The sequence below is a fragment of the Candidatus Trichorickettsia mobilis genome, from assembly GCF_034366785.1.
In the GTDB taxonomy this organism is placed as follows: domain Bacteria; phylum Pseudomonadota; class Alphaproteobacteria; order Rickettsiales; family Rickettsiaceae; genus Trichorickettsia; species Trichorickettsia mobilis_A.
Map to the genome: position 1 here is coordinate 1,190,076 of NZ_CP112932.1, position 19,412 is coordinate 1,209,487.

Below are 19,412 nucleotides of genomic sequence, written 5' to 3' on the forward strand. Positions count from 1 at the left end.
ATCTTCAAATACCTTTCGAGCGCTAAGGAAATTCTCGATATCAATACCCATTAACTAAATAAGTCATATTTTATCTATTAGAGGCTGTCAGATCAGTCTATATAAGAGGTAATTTTGTTGTCAAAACTCGTCTCCGTTCCGCAACAAACAAAGGGTACGCTGCGGTACTCGACTTCGTTTTTCCTAAAAATTCCTCTCTTATATAGACTGATCTGACAGCCTCTTAATAAAATTTATTTAAATATAATAAACTTGCATCGCCATAGCTAAAAAAGCGCATTTTTTCATTAATCGCATATTGATAGCTTGCACGTATTTTATCATAACCGGCAAAGGCTGATACTAACATTAATAAAGTAGATTTCGGCAAATGAAAATTGCTAATTAGCAGATCTACGATTTGAAACTGAAATCCAGGGGTAATAAATATATTTGTTTCACCATAACCATGGTTAACTATACCATTGATTGTACTACTTTCTAAAGTACGTACAGTAGTAGTACCTACAGCAACAATACGTCTTTTTTCCGCTTTTGCATTATTTATTATTTGAGCAGTTATAGGATCAATATGATAATATTCGGCATGCATCTTATGTTCAAGGATGTTTTCGGTTTTAACTGGTAAGAAGGTTCCAGCTCCCACATGCAGGGTTACGAAAGCAGTTTCTATGGATTTGTCTTTAATTTGAGCCAGCAGTTCATCGGTAAAATGCAACCCCGCAGTAGGCGCTGCTACTGATCCTGGAACATGATGATATATAGTTTGATATCTATGTTCATCACTAATATCAACAGTATCTCTTTTGATGTACTGCGGTAATGGTAGATGTCCATACTGCTCTAGAAACTCAAAAACCGAGATGTTATTTAGGATAAATTGTATTTCAACTTCACCCATTGCCAGTTTTTTGCTGATAACAACCTTGTGATCATCAAACTTAAATTCATCTCCCTCACACAGTTTGCGTGCTGGTCTTGCAAAACCATACCAACAATCGTCAGAAATAGGTTTATTAAGGTTGCATAGAATTTTCTTGTCCTGTTTGAATAAAATTAATTTAGCTTTAATAACCTTACTGTTGTTAAATACTATTACATCCCCTGGCAGTAAATAATTTATTAAATTATAAAATTCAGTTTTAATAAAATCTCTATTGTCAGGAGGGATGACTAAAAGTTGTGAATGATCACGCTGGATCAAAGGGTATTGTGCTATTAGGTTTGGTGGTAGGTAGAAATCAAAATCTGATAATTTCATTTGGAATATAAGAAGTGAAGAATTCAATAAACTATATACATCAAGTTAAGGAAAGACAATACAAACTATTTTGCTTACGTATTCATATCGTCAAGCCACTCACACCATCATTGCGAGCCGAAAGCGAAGCAATCCAGAAAATAAACGGCATGTTTTTCTGGATTGCCACGACCACTAACGTGGTCTCGCAATGACGGGTTCTTTGACGCACATGCATTGTACTCACTCTCAGTTTTATAAGCATATTGCTTTATCGACAGCATTTCTCAAACAAGGCGAGATTGTTAACGTTGTGTTAATGGTACATATTCTCTCTTTACGTGACCAGTATATAATTGTCTTGGTCTGCTAATACGTTGATTTGGATCTTCCTGCATCTCTTTCCACTGGGCCATCCAGCCGGCAGTACGTGCTACTGCAAATAATACAGTAAACATTTGAGTAGGAATATTCATCGCTTGATAAATAATACCTGAGTAAAAGTCAACATTTGGATATAATTTGCGCTCAATGAAATATTCGTCATTAAGTGCGATTTTTTCTAATTCAATTGCTATTTGTAGTAATGGATTATTTTGTAACTGCCCAAGTTCTTCGAGCACCTCACGGCAGGTTTCTCTCAATACTGCTGCTCTTGGGTCATAATTTTTATATACACGATGGCCAAAGCCCATCAACCTAAATGAATCATTCTTATCTTTTGCTCGTTTAATAAACTCAGGAATTCGCTCAGGAGAACGAATCTCTAGCAACATATTAATTACTGCTTCATTAGCACCACCATGCGCTGGTCCCCATAATGAAGCTATCCCTGCGCTAATGCATGCAAAAGGATTGGCCTCTGATGAGCCAGCCAGACGAACAGTAGAGGTTGAAGCGTTTTGTTCATGATCCGCGTGTAAAATAAATATTTTTTCTAGCGCTTTGCTTAAAACTGGATTTACTTTATATTCTTCACAAGGAGTTGCAAACATCATATGCAGAAAATTTTCTGCAAAAGTCATATTGTTATTTGGATAGATAAATGGTTGACCAATAGAATATTTGTATGCCATTGCAGCAATAGTTGGCATTTTTGCAATCATTCTGATTGCTCCCTTCTCACGTTCTTCTTTATCGTCAACATCAAGCACGTCATGATAGAAGGCAGATAATGAACCAACTGCAGCAAGAGTTATTGCCATCGGATGAGCTGAGTAACGAAATGCTCTAAATAAATTACGTAATTGTTCGTTAACTAATGAATGATGTAATAGCTGGTTGGAAAAATTTTTATATTGCGACTGGTTTGGTAACTCGCCATTTAATAGTAAATAAGATACTTCTAAAAAATTACTATTCTCAGCAAGATCCTTAATTTCATAACCTCTATGTCTTAATATTCCAAGATCCCCATCAATATAGGTTATCGTAGAATCACAGGATGCAGTTGACATAAAACCTGGATCGTATGTAAAGTAACCGGTTTTAGCATATAATTGACTTACATCGATCACATGTTGGCCAATGGTTGCTTGTTTTATCGGTAATTGTATAATTTTATCACCTATCTTTAATTCTGCTGATTCTGGTACTTTTATATCTGCCATGGTGTGCTCCTTGCATTAACTTAAGAGTAGATCTCTTCACAAGCTTAAATTCTAACCGTGTTTAGTATATATATGCAAAAGAAATAACATTATTTGATATTTTCTGTAATGAACTGTTGTATCTTAATTAAATCATACCAAGTAGTTTTTTTCTGCATTGGTTGTCTAAGTAAATAAGCTGGATGAAAAATAGCGGTAGTAGCAATTGGTTTTTGTAAATATTGATTAGTATATGAGTAATATTCTTGCCTGATTTTGCTAATTCCGGCATGTTTACCAAGCAAGCTGGTAGCAGCCGTACTACCCACTAATACTATCAGTTTAGGGTTGATTAGTGCTATATGTTTCTCAACAAAAGGCTTGCAGATACTGATTTCTTCTGGTGTTGGTTCACGATTTGCTGGTGGACGCCAGAAGATAGTGTTAGTAATATAAGCGTTAGTGGTTCTAAAAATTCCAATGCAAGCCAACATATTATCAAGTAATTTACCGCTTTCTCCACAAAACGGTATGCCTTTCTGATCTTCAGTAGCACCAGGAGCTTCACCGATAAACATTATTTGAGAGTTTGGATTACCATCAGCAAATACGGTATTAGTCGCAAAACCTTTTAATGTACAACCTTCAAAATTAAGTACTGATTGCTTTAATTCTTCTAGAGTGGTTACTGAATTAGCTATATGTCGTGCAGCTTGTTCTGCACTTTTGCAGTTGTTTTCTGTTGTTTCTGCATGTTGCGGTAAAGATTCAAGAACAACATTATTGTGATCGTTATCAAGTTTTTTTGTACTGGAATGGTCATAAATAATAGCGGTTTCAGAACAATAATAATCAATGCCAATAGACTTTAGCCAATGTAGATGTTGTATTTTTTGTTTAAGCGCTTCAGTTTTCTTGCTAGACATTAATTATTTAAATCATGATCAGAATTATTTTTATTATAAGCACGAAGAGCGCGATATTCTTCTACGGTTAATGCACTATCTAATGACGGTAGATAGTCTGTAAATAATTTACCATTTAAATGATCAATTTCATGTTGCATCACTCGTGCTAAGAATCCGTTTGCTGTACCAGCTATAGTGGAACCATTGATATCATAAGCAGAATATGAAATAGACTTATAGCGTTTTACTAATCCAATAATATTTGGTACTGAGAAACATCCTTCATAATCTTCATGCATCTCATCACCTAGTGGAGTGTACTCAGGATTAATCCATACAGTTTTAGGCATAGTGTCTGTTAGATCCGGACGACGTAATTTTAGTTCTGGATCATCAGGTACTGCAAATATGATAATTCGTTTAGCAATACCAATTTGTGGAGCAGCAAGACCAACGCAGTGCTGCTCTTGATCAAATTTTTGTATCAACATAGCTAAGCGCTCAAGGTCACTTTGAGACAAAGGAAATGAAACTTGTTCAGCAACTGTTCTAAGCACGGTTGGAGCGATATTTAATTTTGGGTCTGCTACTACATATTCAGGTAAATAAGATAGATTTAAATTATTTTCAGTCGTAGTCATAAATTTATTCTGAAATATTATGTTGTTGTTTGTTATTGCTACTTAAAAAACTACGCAATTTTTTAGATCTGGTTGGATGCCTTAATTTACGTAGAGCTTTAGCTTCAATTTGTCTGATACGTTCTCTGGTAACATTAAACTGCTGACCAACCTCTTCTAGTGTATGGTCGCTATTCATGCCGATGCCAAAACGCATTCTCAGGACACGTTCTTCTCTTGGGGTCAAACTTGATAATATCCTGGTAGTAATTTCACGCAAATTTGACTGAATTGCTGCATCAATAGGCAGTACTGCGTTTTTATCTTCAATAAAATCACCAAGATAACTGCCATCTTCGTCGCCAACCGGATTTTCTAAGCTTACCGGCTCTTTGGCGATCTTCATTACTTTACGTACTTTTTCTACAGGAATTGAAAGACGGGCGGCAATTTCTGGTGGTGTAGGTTCATGCCCAAGTTCATTTAACATTTGTCTTGAGGTGCGAATAATTTTATTAATGGTTTCAATCATATGAACAGGAATACGAATTGTTCTTGCCTGGTCAGCTATGGATCTGGTGATCGCCTGCCTGATCCACCAAGTAGCATAGGTAGAGAATTTATATCCACGACGATATTCAAATTTATCTACAGCTTTCATTAAGCCAATGTTACCTTCCTGGATCAAGTCTAAAAACTGTAAACCGCGATTGGCATATTTTTTGGCAATTGAAATCACTAAACGTAAATTAGCCTCAACCATTTCTTTTTTAGCTCTCTCTGCTTGCCTTTCTCCTTTCTGAATCGCATTTACTAGATGTTTGAATTCAGTAATAGGCAAGCCAATTTTTTGTGCCATATCTGTTAAAACAGTAATCATATTTTCAATTATTACTGTTTCTTTAAGTATAAATTCTGCCCATAACTTATCTTTGTTATTTTGCATTTTTTGTTTGAGCAGTTCATCAATAGAGGAGCCTTTATATTCATTCAAGAAACTTTGACGACTAATGCCATATTTTTCTGCAAGTTTCAACAGCGCAGACTCTTGGCTAATTAATTCTCTATTGACGCTATACATTTCATTTAAAATTTCATCGGTACGTTTAACATGAAAACGCATTTCAGAAATTTCGTGAATAATCAACTCCAGATTTTTGGCATATTTTTTATTGCCATGGAGCGGTTTCTTTTGATTGGTGTTGGCATAATATTTTTTACCATCAAGTAATAGTTCTTCTGCAAGATGGGCTATTCTCTCCATGCGGTCTGTGATAACCGGTAATAATTGCAGTTCCAAGGCAGCAATTGATAAATTATTGCCATCTTCTTCCAATTCTTCTGTTTCTTCTGCTTCTTCGGATTCAATGTCAAGTACTGAACTGCTTGCCTTTAGCTCACTATCAGTCTCATGGGCTGCATTTGCTTCCAGATCGATTAAATCTCTTAGCATTAATTTTTCATTAACTAAATCCTCATACCATTTAATGAAGAATCTCATCGAGACTGGGCTTTCACAAAGAGATTTAATCATAATTTCTTTGCCTTCTTCAATTTTTTTAGCTATTTCTACTTCGTTTTCACGAGATAATAACTCAACCCCACCCATATCTCTCAAATATAAGCGTACCGGATCATCAGTAACGCCTAAAACTTCTTCTTCTTGCTCTTCTTCTAACTCTTGTTCGATAGGATCGCTGCTAGAAAATCTTAACTCTTCATCAATATTAATATCAAGCTTGATATCGTCATCATCATCCTCAATAATATCAATACCAGCATCAGAGAATTTTGAAATAGCTTTTTCTAGGTCATCTATTGATAAACTAGTATTTGCAATAGGTTTATTTAACTCATCGTAATTAGCCAGGTTTTTATTTTTTTTATCTGGTGTTTTTGCTTCAGTCATGTTTTATGGCCTTTACATCTTGTATACAAATAATTTTCTAACGATTAGAAAAGGAAGAATTTAGTTGTTGGAGTTCTTGAGAAGTTCGTAAAATTTCTGTTTGGTATAATGATGCTTTTTTTAAAGCATCATCGGAACCACTTTGTAATACGGAAATATATTCTGTTTTTAGTAATAATAATTGGTATTTTTTACACAATAATTCCCATAATAGTAGATAATTTACTTCTTTAGTTTTGTCTTCGAATTCTAGCAAACTTGAAAAAATACCATTTGGCTTTGATAGTAAAAGATAAGTGTCATGGAATCCAGTATTTTTTACAATTTGCTCGATATTTTCCTGTAGTAGACTAGTGGTGACAGACGATGTTGTAAGTAACCATTCTACAAAATCTTTTAATTTTAGAATGCTAAATTCTAAATGTAGCAAAGAATTTCTAGAGGTTTCATGCTGCAAGATAGCTGGAAATCTTAGTAGTATTGCACAAAGTGCATGTTCTAATATTTCTGTTTCTGAGTAGTCATGACCTTGGTTTAATAATGATAAATTCTGTTGTTGGTTTTTAGTTTTACTTAAGTCTTTAAGCGGATTTTTTTGACGCTTAATTAAATTGGACCATAACTGATCTTTGAAAAACCTGTGATAATTACTGCTTAAACTACGATCTTTGATTTGTTGTGAGTAATGTTCGAGTTTTGCTTCTAAACCGGCTCGGGCTTCAGCGGTAGTAAAATTTTGACCGCCATATTCTATATCCCATATCATTTCTGATAAACTGCGTCTAGTATCAAGAAGTTCTTGAAAAAATAAATTACCATGATGACGAGCAATAATATTATCAGGATCATTACCTTCGGGCAATTGGATAAAAGATATTCTTTTGTCGGTAGTTATAGAAGGTAAAATCATGTTGATCAATCTTAGTGTTGCTTGGCGACCAGCATTATCTCCATCCAGACAGACTACTATCTCATCACTCATGTGCCATAATTTATGAATATGTGTTGTGGTAACAGCGGTGCCTAGTGTTGCAACTACCTCTTGAAATCCGGCCATGTTTAAGGCAATCACATCGAGATACCCTTCGACTAGAATTACATAATTTTTTTTGTTAGCTATTGGTAATGCGGTATTTTCTCCGTAAAGCACCTCACTTTTCTTAAAAACAATAGTTTCAGGAGAGTTTAAGTATTTAGGCATGCTATCATCAATAACTCGTCCGCCAAAACCAATTACTCTATTATAAATATTCTTGATTGGAAAAATAATACGATTACGGAAAACATCATAAATATTACCATTATCTTTTTTGACTATTAATCCAGCACTCTCGAGCATCATTAGTGGAATTGATTTACTAGCAAAAAATTTTTGTAGTTCACGACCGGTGGGCGCAAATCCTAAATTAAACTGTTGAATTGCGGTTGTAGTTATCTTGCGCGTTGTCAGGTAATTTATCACCTCATTATTAAGATTTGTTTTAAAAAAATTGGTTGCTAGTTCGAGTATATCCATTATTTGTTCTGATTCTTCATATAATTTTGCTTGCTCTGGATTTAATTTTGGTAAGTCGATGCCGTAATCCTTGGCAAGCTTGATAGCAGCCTCTTTATATGATAAGCCACTAACGTTACTGACAAATTTAATTACATCTCCGTGAGCATTGCAACCAAAGCAATGATAAAATCTTTTGGCATTATTAATCGTAAATGATGGTGATTTTTCTGTATGAAAAGGACAAAGTCCCATATATTCACCTGATCTTTTTTGTAAAGATACAACTGTACTGACGATATCCGATAAATTAATCCGGTTTCGTAGTAGATCGTAAAATTCTATTGGGATGTTCATATAATTATATGATAAAAAGCAAGATGCTAGTAGATAAAGAATATACTAAAGGAATTAATAAATTATCATTAATATTAATTTTTTTCGCATAATATTCGCTTAAAGTAGTGCAGATACAGCTAATTATTATTATAAAAAAATTAGTATCATAGCCAATAAACACATAGCATACTATACTAATTAGTATAGCTGAACTCAAGAAAGCTATTGATCCTTCTTTCGATTTACCAGTTTCATTTATGGTACCGATCTTGGTTCCAACCAGCGCTGCCAATGAATCAGAGATTATTAAGATTAGCCACGAAGTAATCGCTAATGGTTTGGCAAATAGTAAGGCGGTAATAAAGAATCCAGCAATCATGAAACTGGCCCCGCTTAATTTGAAAGTGCCGTGAGCTTCACTGGCTCTGATAAATTTACCAAAAAACCTATCAACAAAATTTCGGATATCTAAATTATGATGTCTATTAAAATCAATATATATTGTTGGCACTAAAAGTATAAATAAAAATATTACCATATATATTTTTGGCATAAATAAATAAATAAACGGAAATATTATACTATAGCTGTGAAATATTTTACGTTGTGATTCAAAGTGGAAATTTGGTGTAATCATCATAAGTAAAATAAAAAGATAAATATAAGTTTTGTAGACTTTTATTCAAGTCTAGACTTGGTATTATTGCTTTGTAATGAGTGAAAATAACGAAAAATCGACCATTACATAGAAATGTTTACAGAGCATAATTGTAAATTTGACAAATTGCCTTGCTATACAGTATACTTTAATGCTTAACGTAAACAAGAAATTATTATGGTAAAGTTTCCAATTACCAAAAAAGGTTTTGAAAAATTAGAGCAAGAAATCAAATATCTTAAGCATATTGAGCGCCATAAAATTATTGCAGAAATAGCTATTGCACGAGAATTCGGTGATTTATCTGAAAATGCGGAATATCACGCTGCTCGTGAAAAGCAAAGTTTTGTTGAGGGGCGTATTATAGATCTTGAAGATAAGATGGCTAGAGCAGAGATTATTGATATTACCAAGCTTTCAGGTGACACCATCAAATTTGGAGCTACCATACAATTGATAGATGATGAAACCGAAGAGGAAGTATTATATCATATTGTTGGTGAATATGAAGCGGATATCACCAAAAAAATGATTTCCATCGCTTCACCTATAGCGAGAGCGCTTATTGGTAAGGCAGTTGGGGATATAGTTGAAGTTACAACTCCTAAAGGTGCTAAATCATATGAAGTAGTAGCGGTGCAATACCGCGATCTAGAGATTTAGTGATTAAAGTGTAATGAGATGCTAAAATAAAAAAGATATAGCTGGATATATCTTGAAAATAGCTAAAATATAACTAATAATTAATTTGATAATATTTATTTATTATTAAGCTAATTTATTAGGTAAGCTATTATGAAATATGGGCAGAAGCAGGAATTATCTTTCTGGGGATGGTTTCTTGACAGTATTGGAGTATGTTGCAATTGTGACGGACGTAAGAGTCACTGGAAAGAAGAGCGTGAATGGGAAAGTTATAATCAGGAGATTAGTCGATCGAAGGTAGATTCAAGCGAGCAAGAGGCAACAGTGAGATATTCATCGACATCAGCTTCAGCGCCACTACTACCTGCACTAGAACAAGGTGATGTTATTATAGATGTGTCTATATCACTATCCCTGTTGATGGGGAAAAATGCTCGGTTTAATTCTGATGATCTCCGGACTTGCACTACTACTGATGATTCTGAGATTATAGGTGCTTCAGCTCCAAGCAATGATAATAGTTAGTTTTAATCTGCATTCAAGCCTTGAAAAATTGCTGTATAATAATTATTTATAACATAATTATAAATGCAGTATGATGCAGTATGAATGAGGTTTAAAAAATGGTGAACAAGAAAAATGTATCATTAATATCCAATGATACTGGTTTTTATAAATATCTACAAGAGATCAATAATATACCGTCTTTGACGATGGAGGAAGAATTCTTGCTAGCAAAAGCTTACTTAGAAGAGCATGACCTTAAAGCTGCGCAAAAATTAGTAACTAGTCATTTGAAATTAGTAGCTAAAATTGCAATTAATTACCGAAACTATGGTTTGCCAATCACTGAGCTTGTTTCCGAAGGTAATCTTGGTTTAATGCAGGCCATAAAAAAATATAACCCGGATTTAGGTTTTAGATTATCAACTTATGCTATGTGGTGGATTAAGGCGTCTATCCAGGAATATATTTTAAAATCATGGTCATTAGTTAAAATTGGCACTACTGCTGCGCAGAAAAAACTGTTTTTTTCCTTAAACAAAATTAAAAACAAAATTACCAATATGTATTCACGTATGGTAACCGAACAGGATTTTCCGCAAATTGCACGAGAGTTAGGGGTGAGTACTAGTGAAGTAGCAGAAATGAACACTCGTTTAGCTGGTGCAGATATTTCTTTAAATAGTTATATAAGTAGTGAAGATTCTACAACTGAATTACTGGAATTTCTACCAGAAACTAGGCCTACACAGGAAGTATCTTTAATTAATCAACAAGAATTGCGACGTAAGCGTAAGGTATTAACACAAGCTATGGCTATTTTGAATGATCGTGAGCTGCAGATATTAACTGAGCGTAAGTTACAAGATTCTCCAACAACTCTTGATGATTTAAGTATAAAATACAAGATCTCAAAAGAGCGAGTCAGACAAATCGAAAATAAAGCTTTTGAGAAAATACAAAGCTTTGTTTTAAATCAAGTTACTTGTTAGTTTAACACTATATTAGCTTTTATGATTTCAATAGTACGGTGAATTTACATGTCAATAGATAAGTACAGGCAAGCATTGATAAGTGTGATATTATTATGTCTATCTGGATGTGCTATAGAAACCACTACTATTTACAATAAAAGTTTAACTAGTGGCTATTCAACCTCAGAGCCTATATATTTAGGTTTTCATGACAATAAGAATGCTTCTTTCTATTTTTTATTAAAACATAAAGCTCCATCTAGTGAGTATTTATTGTGTGTACGTTGGAATAGTCCAGATCATGAAATAATATTTAATGGAACTAAGTCAGCTATAAGATTTTTACTTGATAATTCTAATATAATAACGTTACAACCAGTAAAACCACCTAAAATAATAGCTTATAATATAGAAAATAAAGGTCATATTGAGGAAGCGATGTTTAATTTAACTGCAGATCAGTTGCGACTTTTGGCTTCAGCTAGAAAGGTTGAAGTAGAATTAACTGGAAAACATATAACAGTATTAGGAACTTTTAATAGAATGCATACATCTAAGGCGTTCAAAGATTTTTTGGATAAAGCTGGTTAGTTGCAGCAAATTCTTTGGCTGGTAGCAGTAATCTTGTGCAGCAAAGCTGTTAGCCCACGCATTAGAGGCTGTCAGATCAGTCTATATAAGAGAGGAATTTTTAGGAAAAACGAAGTCGAGTACCGCAGCGTACCCTTTGTTTGTTGCGGAACGGAGACGAGTTTTGACAACAAAATTACCTCTTATATAGACTTTCAAGACAGCCTCTTAGACTTTTCTTACAAACCCACTACTCTTATGGCTATTTCAAAATAGCCTAGCTCTTTTGTTGAAGCTAAATCAAAAGGTAGCGAATCTTCAAATACTTACTAACACCTAGTCGTGTTCTTGTACAACAATGACCTTTGTTTGACATAATAGCATACTGAAGTTTGGTGCTCTAAATCTTAAAGTTTAATAGATAGTATACTTTCTTATCGATTTAAGCTATACGTGAACTGCTGAGTCTAAGTGCGACGCAGCAGTTAGCATTAGAAGCGAGTGAGAGAGCCTCATCTAGTGTTTTTCAATATAGTATTTGATGTGATCACGTAGATCAATGATTTTATAATTTTGATCAAAGAGTTTTTGTGCTTTATATAATTCTGCCAAATAATTAAAAGCTTGATCAAAGTTAGTTTCGGGCATCTTTACTGTAATGTCTTGTTGTAAGTTAAGATTCCATCTACGCTCACCATAACGTACAGCTGCTACGATTTTTGTTGAAAGTTCAGGATGTTGTGCGATATCTTCTAGTAATTTATTAGTATAAATATTGGCATCAACACCAACTACATGTAATAAATTATTAAAATTATCTATATGCTGGTCAGTAATTGCAAATCCTTCATCATCGATCAAAAATAATTGTTTGTTATTTTGCCAAATAGCAATAGGTGTTCGTTCAAGTATAGCTATATAAATAGTAGATGGTAATCTACGTTCTATCATTACTGTTTTAATCCACCGATTATGTTCTAAATTATCTTGCACTTTTTTTAAATTAATTGACGCTATAGGTGTTCCTTTATCAGCATTAAGTGCTGATAAAATATCAGTTTCGGAAGTATTATGTTGTCCTTCTATTGAAACATTTTCTAGAGTAAATCCTAAATCAGCAGTGAATTCGTAAATATTATCAGCAATTTGATGTCGTAAGTAAGGTAGATATCCAGTGAAAAAAATTAGATAAAAGAAGATGCCAATTAGTATTCTGATAATTATTGTTAGTCTCGTATAAATAATGGCTATTTTACGACGTAGAGGAATATTTTGTTTTTTCCTATTTTTTTTAGTAAATTGCTTCATTCTTAAGAAATCTATAATTCATAACTTGCAGTCTTAATTAATTCTTCTACTAGCTGATTAAAGCTTATACCATGCCATGCAAGTATTTCCGGACAGATGGAAAGCGGTACCATTCCAGGATGAGTATTAAGTTCAAGTATAAAACACTCGCCTGAATCGTTACTATAGATAAATTCTGCTCGTACTAATCCTTTACATCCGATTATATTATTAACAATTTCTGCAGTGTTAAGTAAGTGATGATAAATTTTATCTGGAATTAATGCTGGCAGTATGTGCTCGGCAAACCCTTCTGTATATTTGGTGTCATAATCGTAAAATCGTCGTTTTAAAAATTTGAGTTCCAATACTCCAAAGGCTTTACCATTTAACAGTGCAATTTGTAATTCACGTCCTGAAATATATTTCTCGATCATTACTTGATCGCCGTATGAAAAATCATAATCAGTAAAATTAAATGCATCACCAGGAAAAATAACTTCGACTCCAATACTTGAACCTTGTGTTAGTGGTTTTATCACAAATGGTCGTGGTAAAGGGTCATGCTTGATATTATCAGATCTATTAACAATAATGCTTTCTGCGGTCTTAATATTATTAGCAATAAACAACTCTTTTGACTTAAGTTTGTTAAAAGCAAGGCTTGATGATAATACTCCGCTATGAGTGTAAGGAATACGCATGATATTCAATAATCCCGGTAAACATCCATCTTCGCCATAAGTACCATGCAAGCAGTTATAAACAATATCCGGTTTAATTTGCGCAAGTTTGAGTGCAACATCTGCTCCCATATCAACAAAAGTAACTTGATATCCATTGTCAATGAGGGCTTTTATCACGGCTTTAGAAGATATTAGCGACACTTCACGTTCAGCAGACATGCCACCACCTATTACCGCGATATGCTTTTTACCATGCTTGTTTTGAGCAGTAACTATAGAATTCTCGATGAATCTAGTTTTATATTTATGCATATGTTACTTGTTCCTAATTTTTAGACTTTTCCTCTTCTTTCAATTTCCCACTCCAGTAGAATACCGGTTTTTGTTAATACCGTCTTTCGTACAAATTCACCAAGTGCTTCTAAATCTTGTGCTGAAGCATTTCCATGATTGATCATGAAATTACAATGCAAAGTAGATATTCCGGCATCTCCTATTCTATAACCACGTAGTCCTGACTGATCAATTAATTCCCAGGCTTTATGAGGAGCTGGATTGATAAAAGTACTGCCGCTAGTACGTTCTTTTATTGGTTGAGTGGCTGTTCTTTTAGCATTAATTTCTGCCATTTTCGCAGTGATTTTATCTTTATTACCGAGAGGAGCACGAAAGACAGCCTTGGTAATAATTAAATCCTTAGGTAAATTACTACGCCGATAAGTGAAATTAATATCTTGATGGTTAAGCATTATTACTTCTCCTTTATGAGTTATTGCCTCAATATTAAGGAGAATATCTTTAAATTCTGCGCCATAAGCTCCAGCATTCATTATCACGCCACCACCAATAGTGCCTGGTATGCCAATTAAAAATTCAAAGCCAGTAATAGCGTTTGCTTGACAAAATTTTGCTAGATTAAAATTTAAGCAGCCACCACCTGCGGTCAGATTATAGCCATCAAATTCTATATTGGAAAAATTGCCACCAAGTTTAATTACTACCCCATCTATGCCACCATCTCTAATGATAATATTAGAACCTGCGCCTATTACAGTAATTGGTAACCTATTTTGATTTGGTGCCAGAAACTCTATTAAATCATCTCTATCAAAAGGTTTGAAAAATAATTCCGCAGAGCCGCCTACTTTAAACCAGGTCAAATGTTTTAAATTATAATTGGTTTTGTAAGTACCTTTGACTTTTTGCAGAGACATACATAATTTTGAAAGAAATGATTATAGTTTTTTAATTACTAAACTTGCATTAGTACCGCCAAAACCAAAAGAGTTTGATAATACATAATTAATTTTTCTAGGTTTAGCAACAATCGGAACTAAATCTATTGGAGTTGTTATTGGATTATGTAAGTTTAGGGTAGGTGGAGCTACTTGATCTCGCATACTGAGAATTGAAAATATTAATTCTACACTACCAGCAGCGCCTAATAGATGACCGGTTGCTGACTTAGTAGACGACATTAATATCTTGTTGCTATAATTTGCAAATAATCTTTCTACAGCAGCAAGCTCAATAGCGTCTCCAGGAGGTGTTGAAGTACCATGAGCATTGATATAATCAATATCTGCTGTAGTGATTTTTGCATCGCTTAAAGCGTTACTCATTGCGCGATAAGCTCCTCTTCCTTCGGGATGGGGGGAGGTGATGTGATAGGCATCTCCAGTTAACCCATAACCAATTATCTCAGCATAAATTTTTGCACCGCGAGCTTTTGCATGAGCATATTCTTCTAGTACTACCACTCCAGCTCCTTCGCCCATAATAAAGCCGTCTCGTTCCTGATCCCAGGGTCTGGAAGCTATTTCTGGAGTGTCATTATATCTAGTAGACAATGCTTTGGCTGCAGCAAAGCCAGCTAGGCCAATTGGAGTAATAGGAGCTTCTGCACCACCAGCAACCATAACATCCGCATCACCATATTTAATGATACGAGATGCATCACCTATGGCATTGGCTCCAGTGGAGCATGCAGTAACTACTGCATGATTTGGTCCGGTGAAACCATATTTGATAGCAACATGACCAGATAATAAATTGATTAAAGAAGCGGGAATAAAGTAAGGGCTTACTTTTTTATTGGATGATTGATGAAAAGCGATAGCAGTTTCCTCAATCATTTTGAGACCACCAATGCCAGAGCCTAAAATAAGACCGGTTCGATCACGGGACATTTCATCTTCAGGTTTCCAGCCGCTATCTTCAACTGCTTGTACAGCTGCATCGATACCATATTGGATAAACACATCCATTTTACGTACATCACGTGCTGAAATCACTCGTTCCGGATTAAAGCCATTTGAAGAGTTGTCATCAACTAAGCCAGCTATTTTGCATGAGGAATAAGAAGTGTCAAATTTTGTAATTTTTTTTACACCACTTTTTCCTTGTAGAATAGCTGACCAGGAAGTGTCCACATTAATACCCAGTGGAGTTACAAGGCCAATTCCGGTGATAACAACTCTTCGTTCTGACATATCAAATATCTTTAAATAATATAATTTCGAAAGTAATTTTATTTTTTAAATTATTTAAGTATATTATTTATTTAAAATGTTAATCAACTTAATTACTAACTATTTATTTTTTGTTTTACATAACCAACAGCATCTGCAATTGTGGCGATTTTACCAGCTTCTTCGTCCGGTATATCACAATTAAATGCTGCTTCTATTGCCATCATCAATTCTACTTGATCTAAACTATCTGCACTTAAATCATCAACAAAATGAGACTCGGATGTAATCTTACTTATATCTATTTTTAGTGTTTCAGCTGCAATTTTGATAATTTTTTGTTCGATGTCATGGTCATTCATAATAAACCTCATAATCGTTTATATTACTCTTTCTTTATAAACTATTCTAAAATTCTATTTTTGCTGGATCATAAATAAGCACTAATTCGTAAATCAGCTTAGGATATTATTTTTAATCTAACAAAATATTATCTCAGAATTTCTTTACCTAGGAGCACAATAATTCAGAACTTTTAGCATAAAAAAACGTTTTGTGCTAGAGAAAATAAATAATTTAAATAATTATACCATTATCATCCCTCCATTTACGTGAATGGTTTGTCCAGTAATGTACCTCGATTCTTTGCTAGCAAGAAAAGCAACAGCATTAGCTACGTCATCAGCTGTACCTAATGTCTTTAAAGGTATTTTTTGCATAATAGCATCTTTTTGTGTGTCATTTAGTTTATCGGTCATGCTCGATTTTATAAATCCTGGAGCCACAGCATTTACTGTAATTCCGCGAGTAGACACTTCAAGAGCTAGAGCTTTAGTCATGCCAATCAAACCAGCTTTTGAAGCGCAGTAATTTACTTGACCAGGATTGCCAGTAACTGCTACAACAGACGCAATATTAACGATGCGTCCATAACGAGCTTTGATCATCTTTTTAATAGCTTCTCTATTTAAAATAAAACTTGCTTTTAAATTAAGGTCAATAACAGCATCGAACATCTCATTAGTCATTTTAATTGCTAACGTATCCTGAGTAATGCCAGCATTACATACTAATATATCCAGCTGCTCTATGTCATGTAGTAAATTGTTACATTCGTCGACATCTGCTAGGTTACAAGCTTTTATAGTATAGCGATCTTTTAAGCTATCACCGAGCGTGGTCAGTTTTGTCATATTGCTGCCACTGATAATTACATGCCCTCCTAATTGATGTATTGTCGTCGCAATAGCTCCACCTATACTACCACTAGCTCCGGTAACTAAAGCTACTTGACCGGTTAAATCAATCATATTCTGTTCTCTCCATATCATGATTATTGGTAGTTATGTTGATATCGGTGAGATTAGTGGATTTCTGACGAATCTTTTGTTCAATCTCATTAAATATCGTCTGATGTTCCTTAAAGTACTGTTTGACATTTTCACGTCCTTGACCGATTCTAATGTTATTATAAGAAAACCAAGCTCCAGACTTTTCAATTAATTCCAGTTTTACTCCAATATCAATGATTTCTCCTTCTTTGGAGATACCAGATCCATACATAATGTCAAAATCAACGGATTTAAATGGTGGAGCTACTTTGTTTTTCACAACTTTAACTCGTGTTTGGCTGCCTATTACTTCCTCTTTGTCTTTAATAGATCCAGTTCTACGAATGTCTAGTCGAACTGACGCATAAAATTTGAGGGCATTGCCGCCAGTGGTAGTTTCGGGACTACCGAACATTACTCCTATCTTCATTCTAATTTGGTTAATGAAGATGATAATGCAATTAGTTTTTGATATTGAAGCAGTGAGTTTACGTAGAGCCTGACTCATAAGCCTTGCTTGCAGCCCCATATGTGAATCACCCATTTCACCTTCAATCTCTGCTTTTGGTACTAGAGCAGCAACGCTATCTATTACCAGCATATCGATTGCACCTGATCGCACTAAAGTATCAGCTATTTCTAAAGCTTGCTCTCCAGTGTCAGGCTGAGAAATAATGAGTTCATCAATATTAACTCCAAGTTTTTTTGCATAAGCTGGGTCTAGAGCATGTTCTGCATCAATAAAAGCGCAGCTTCCGCCTTTTTTTTGTGCTTCTGCAATAGCGTGTAATGTTAGAGTAGTTTTTCCAGAGCTTTCTGGGCCAAATATTTCGATAATTCTACCTTTTGGTAATCCGCCAATACCAAGCGCAAGATCAAGACCAAGAGAGCCGGTAGATACAGCTTCAATATCTACGGCTGGTCGTTGTCCCAGCTTCATCACTGAGCCTTTTCCATAGTTCTTTTCTATTTGTCCAAGTGCTATCGCTAAAGCTTTGTCTTTATCCATTCTTTATTAATCTCCAAATTTGGATATTTTAAATTTTAATAGGCTTGTTTTATATATTTTGCCTGCAAAACGACAAAAATTTTTTTGAAATAAATGAATTATTCCTGCAAAATCTTTGTCATTTTTCGAGAGTGTTTAATGAACTGTATCAATTAAGTTAAAATACATCTGAGCTGAGGTTACGTTGTAGCTGTAGCAATCCAGAAAAGCTTACTAACTTTTTATTAAACTAGATTGCTTCAGGCAAAGCCCTCAAGCAAGATAATTTGACGCAGTTCAGCGAACACTATCTATTTTTCGGTTAAAATCTCTATAAACAAGCTCCATAAAATTTCCGTGTGCAAGAACCTAGAACCTGATGATAAGCAGTGTGATTTTGCGTAATGTTCAACCTATGGTTAGAACATTGTTTGCTAAATCAGCTTTTGCAATATACTGGAGTTAAAAATAAAATCCAGTAAAAATATTAATTTTTGTATCTTTTAATATGGATTTAGCATTTTCTTGAGGGTTATACTTAATGATGCACATGTGCAGCTTTGAGTTTGCAGTTATAAAATTTGTTGAGTTATGCAAATCTCAGGCATGACAACAGCAATTTATAGAAAAAATGAATATATTAATTCAAGAGCGTTCTCTCAGTGCTAACCAGGTTTCTTTAATTTCTTGTAAAATTTCTTTAGATAATTGTATTTCTTCATCTTCTAATTCACTAAGTGATCTGATCATTTCTTCAAGATAAGATAATTTAATGGGAGAGATATCTTCTTCCGGATAATTATCTTCTAAAAATTCAGCAATTTCTTCGTTATCTATAAGCATCTTCTATAACCTAATTTCTTAATTAATTTAAGGTGAGCGTTCACGAGTTTTCAAGTTTGAACGTAGTATACCATATAAGGTATCATCACGAAGAGCCATTAAAGCCCAGTGATGATACGGAAATCAGCTTGAGTAAGGATAGGAGCGTACCTTAAAAAAACTGAATTGCTTTGATTTTTAACAAAATCTCAGCTCAGACGATTTTTCCTAAAAAATCATGAGTGCCCACAATTTAAGAGCACTAGTATTATTATTATTTATTGCTGTCTACCACTAAAAATTTTATTAGTGCCCATATAAGCTTTTGAAATTGCCAATGAGGTGAGATTATTATGCAACTAAACAATTTAGACAA

19 protein-coding genes are annotated in these 19,412 nt (G+C 34.3%); 4 read left to right on the top strand and 15 right to left on the bottom strand.

Features of this window, described 5'->3' with window-relative positions:
- Nucleotides 1-223 precede the first annotated feature (223 nt).
- The 7 genes from queA to Trichorick_RS05495 all read right to left on the bottom strand — a co-directional run bounded on the left by queA (nt 224) and on the right by Trichorick_RS05495 (nt 8,737).
- Nucleotides 224-1,261 carry a tRNA preQ1(34) S-adenosylmethionine ribosyltransferase-isomerase QueA gene (gene queA, locus Trichorick_RS05465; protein WP_323738003.1) on the bottom strand — a complete coding sequence of 346 codons (1,038 nt, stop codon included), beginning with the start codon at nt 1,259-1,261 and terminating at the stop codon, nt 224-226.
- Nucleotides 1,262-1,545: 284 nt separating this feature from the next.
- A complete protein-coding gene (locus Trichorick_RS05470; RefSeq protein ID WP_323738004.1) occupies nt 1,546-2,850 on the bottom strand; it encodes a citrate synthase in 1,305 nt (434 codons plus the stop codon).
- Nucleotides 2,851-2,939: 89 nt separating this feature from the next.
- Entirely contained in the window at nt 2,940-3,755 is an 816-nt protein-coding gene (locus Trichorick_RS05475; RefSeq protein WP_323738005.1) for a uracil-DNA glycosylase family protein, read from the bottom strand.
- Complete coding sequence (gene def, locus Trichorick_RS05480; RefSeq protein ID WP_323738006.1) at nt 3,755-4,378, bottom strand: peptide deformylase; 624 nt, start codon at nt 4,376-4,378, stop codon at nt 3,755-3,757. Before def ends, Trichorick_RS05475 begins: the two co-directional genes overlap by 1 nt.
- A gap of 4 nt (nt 4,379-4,382) precedes the next feature.
- Entirely contained in the window at nt 4,383-6,266 is a 1,884-nt protein-coding gene (gene rpoD, locus Trichorick_RS05485) for an RNA polymerase sigma factor RpoD (RefSeq protein WP_323738007.1), read from the bottom strand.
- A gap of 37 nt (nt 6,267-6,303) precedes the next feature.
- Nucleotides 6,304-8,118 (bottom strand): DNA primase, encoded by a 1,815-nt coding sequence (gene dnaG, locus Trichorick_RS05490; protein ID WP_323738008.1) that lies wholly within the window; start codon nt 8,116-8,118, stop codon nt 6,304-6,306.
- A 4-nt stretch (nt 8,119-8,122) separates the two neighbouring features.
- Complete coding sequence (locus tag Trichorick_RS05495) at nt 8,123-8,737, bottom strand: SEC59/DGK1/VTE5 family protein (protein WP_323738883.1); 615 nt, start codon at nt 8,735-8,737, stop codon at nt 8,123-8,125.
- A 195-nt stretch (nt 8,738-8,932) separates the two neighbouring features.
- Here Trichorick_RS05495 and greA point away from each other — a divergent pair, with 195 nt between their 5' ends.
- From greA to Trichorick_RS05515, 4 genes are all read left to right on the top strand, one after another.
- Complete coding sequence (gene greA, locus Trichorick_RS05500; protein WP_323738884.1) at nt 8,933-9,421, top strand: transcription elongation factor GreA; 489 nt, start codon at nt 8,933-8,935, stop codon at nt 9,419-9,421.
- Between the two features lie 132 nt (nt 9,422-9,553).
- The gene (locus Trichorick_RS05505; RefSeq protein WP_323738009.1) at nt 9,554-9,928 is read left to right on the top strand and encodes a hypothetical protein; all 375 of its coding nucleotides are present in this window, start codon (nt 9,554-9,556) and stop codon (nt 9,926-9,928) included.
- Between the two features lie 98 nt (nt 9,929-10,026).
- On the top strand, nt 10,027-10,899 hold the full coding sequence (rpoH, locus tag Trichorick_RS05510) for an RNA polymerase sigma factor RpoH (protein ID WP_323738010.1): 873 nt from the start codon (nt 10,027-10,029) through the stop codon (nt 10,897-10,899).
- Between the two features lie 48 nt (nt 10,900-10,947).
- Complete coding sequence (locus Trichorick_RS05515) at nt 10,948-11,472, top strand: hypothetical protein (RefSeq protein ID WP_323738011.1); 525 nt, start codon at nt 10,948-10,950, stop codon at nt 11,470-11,472.
- Nucleotides 11,473-11,967: 495 nt separating this feature from the next.
- Here Trichorick_RS05515 and Trichorick_RS05520 read toward each other — a convergent pair whose 3' ends face one another.
- From Trichorick_RS05520 to Trichorick_RS05555, 8 genes are all read right to left on the bottom strand, one after another.
- On the bottom strand, nt 11,968-12,759 hold the full coding sequence (locus tag Trichorick_RS05520; RefSeq protein WP_323738012.1) for a cell division protein FtsQ/DivIB: 792 nt from the start codon (nt 12,757-12,759) through the stop codon (nt 11,968-11,970).
- An 11-nt stretch (nt 12,760-12,770) separates the two neighbouring features.
- On the bottom strand, nt 12,771-13,736 hold the full coding sequence (locus Trichorick_RS05525) for a D-alanine--D-alanine ligase (protein ID WP_323738013.1): 966 nt from the start codon (nt 13,734-13,736) through the stop codon (nt 12,771-12,773).
- Between the two features lie 20 nt (nt 13,737-13,756).
- Entirely contained in the window at nt 13,757-14,638 is an 882-nt protein-coding gene (gene murB / locus Trichorick_RS05530) for a UDP-N-acetylmuramate dehydrogenase (RefSeq protein ID WP_323738014.1), read from the bottom strand.
- A 21-nt stretch (nt 14,639-14,659) separates the two neighbouring features.
- Nucleotides 14,660-15,916 carry a beta-ketoacyl-ACP synthase II gene (gene fabF, locus Trichorick_RS05535; protein WP_323738015.1) on the bottom strand — a complete coding sequence of 419 codons (1,257 nt, stop codon included), beginning with the start codon at nt 15,914-15,916 and terminating at the stop codon, nt 14,660-14,662.
- 95 nt (nt 15,917-16,011) lie between these two features.
- Nucleotides 16,012-16,269: an acyl carrier protein gene (acpP, locus tag Trichorick_RS05540; RefSeq protein ID WP_323738016.1), complete on the bottom strand. Its 258-nt coding sequence runs from the start codon at nt 16,267-16,269 to the stop codon at nt 16,012-16,014.
- Nucleotides 16,270-16,479: 210 nt separating this feature from the next.
- Nucleotides 16,480-17,205, bottom strand: a complete 726-nt coding sequence (fabG, locus tag Trichorick_RS05545; protein WP_323738017.1) for a 3-oxoacyl-ACP reductase FabG — start codon at nt 17,203-17,205, stop codon at nt 16,480-16,482.
- Nucleotides 17,198-18,235: a recombinase RecA gene (gene recA / locus Trichorick_RS05550; protein ID WP_323738018.1), complete on the bottom strand. Its 1,038-nt coding sequence runs from the start codon at nt 18,233-18,235 to the stop codon at nt 17,198-17,200. Before recA ends, fabG begins: the two co-directional genes overlap by 8 nt.
- A gap of 624 nt (nt 18,236-18,859) precedes the next feature.
- Nucleotides 18,860-19,057, bottom strand: a complete 198-nt coding sequence (locus tag Trichorick_RS05555) for a Fe-S cluster assembly protein IscX (RefSeq protein ID WP_323738019.1) — start codon at nt 19,055-19,057, stop codon at nt 18,860-18,862.
- Nucleotides 19,058-19,412: the final 355 nt, after the last annotated feature.

Bases quoted from the DNA above. Each gene is read 5' to 3' on its own strand.
- queA (WP_323738003.1), bottom strand. From the start codon at position 1,261: ATGAAATTATCAGATTTTGATTTCTACCTACCACCAAACCTAATAGCA.
- Trichorick_RS05470 (WP_323738004.1), bottom strand. From the start codon at position 2,850: ATGGCAGATATAAAAGTACCAGAATCAGCAGAATTAAAGATAGGTGAT.
- Trichorick_RS05475 (WP_323738005.1), bottom strand. From the start codon at position 3,755: ATGTCTAGCAAGAAAACTGAAGCGCTTAAACAAAAAATACAACATCTA.
- def (WP_323738006.1), bottom strand. From the start codon at position 4,378: ATGACTACGACTGAAAATAATTTAAATCTATCTTATTTACCTGAATAT.
- rpoD (WP_323738007.1), bottom strand. From the start codon at position 6,266: ATGACTGAAGCAAAAACACCAGATAAAAAAAATAAAAACCTGGCTAAT.
- dnaG (WP_323738008.1), bottom strand. From the start codon at position 8,118: ATGAACATCCCAATAGAATTTTACGATCTACTACGAAACCGGATTAAT.
- Trichorick_RS05495 (WP_323738883.1), bottom strand. From the start codon at position 8,737: ATGATTACACCAAATTTCCACTTTGAATCACAACGTAAAATATTTCAC.
- Trichorick_RS05505 (WP_323738009.1), top strand. From the start codon at position 9,554: ATGAAATATGGGCAGAAGCAGGAATTATCTTTCTGGGGATGGTTTCTT.
- rpoH (WP_323738010.1), top strand. From the start codon at position 10,027: ATGGTGAACAAGAAAAATGTATCATTAATATCCAATGATACTGGTTTT.
- Trichorick_RS05515 (WP_323738011.1), top strand. From the start codon at position 10,948: ATGTCAATAGATAAGTACAGGCAAGCATTGATAAGTGTGATATTATTA.
- Trichorick_RS05520 (WP_323738012.1), bottom strand. From the start codon at position 12,759: ATGAAGCAATTTACTAAAAAAAATAGGAAAAAACAAAATATTCCTCTA.
- Trichorick_RS05525 (WP_323738013.1), bottom strand. From the start codon at position 13,736: ATGCATAAATATAAAACTAGATTCATCGAGAATTCTATAGTTACTGCT.
- murB (WP_323738014.1), bottom strand. From the start codon at position 14,638: ATGTCTCTGCAAAAAGTCAAAGGTACTTACAAAACCAATTATAATTTA.
- fabF (WP_323738015.1), bottom strand. From the start codon at position 15,916: ATGTCAGAACGAAGAGTTGTTATCACCGGAATTGGCCTTGTAACTCCA.
- acpP (WP_323738016.1), bottom strand. From the start codon at position 16,269: ATGAGGTTTATTATGAATGACCATGACATCGAACAAAAAATTATCAAA.
- fabG (WP_323738017.1), bottom strand. From the start codon at position 17,205: ATGATTGATTTAACCGGTCAAGTAGCTTTAGTTACCGGAGCTAGTGGT.
- recA (WP_323738018.1), bottom strand. From the start codon at position 18,235: ATGGATAAAGACAAAGCTTTAGCGATAGCACTTGGACAAATAGAAAAG.
- Trichorick_RS05555 (WP_323738019.1), bottom strand. From the start codon at position 19,057: ATGCTTATAGATAACGAAGAAATTGCTGAATTTTTAGAAGATAATTAT.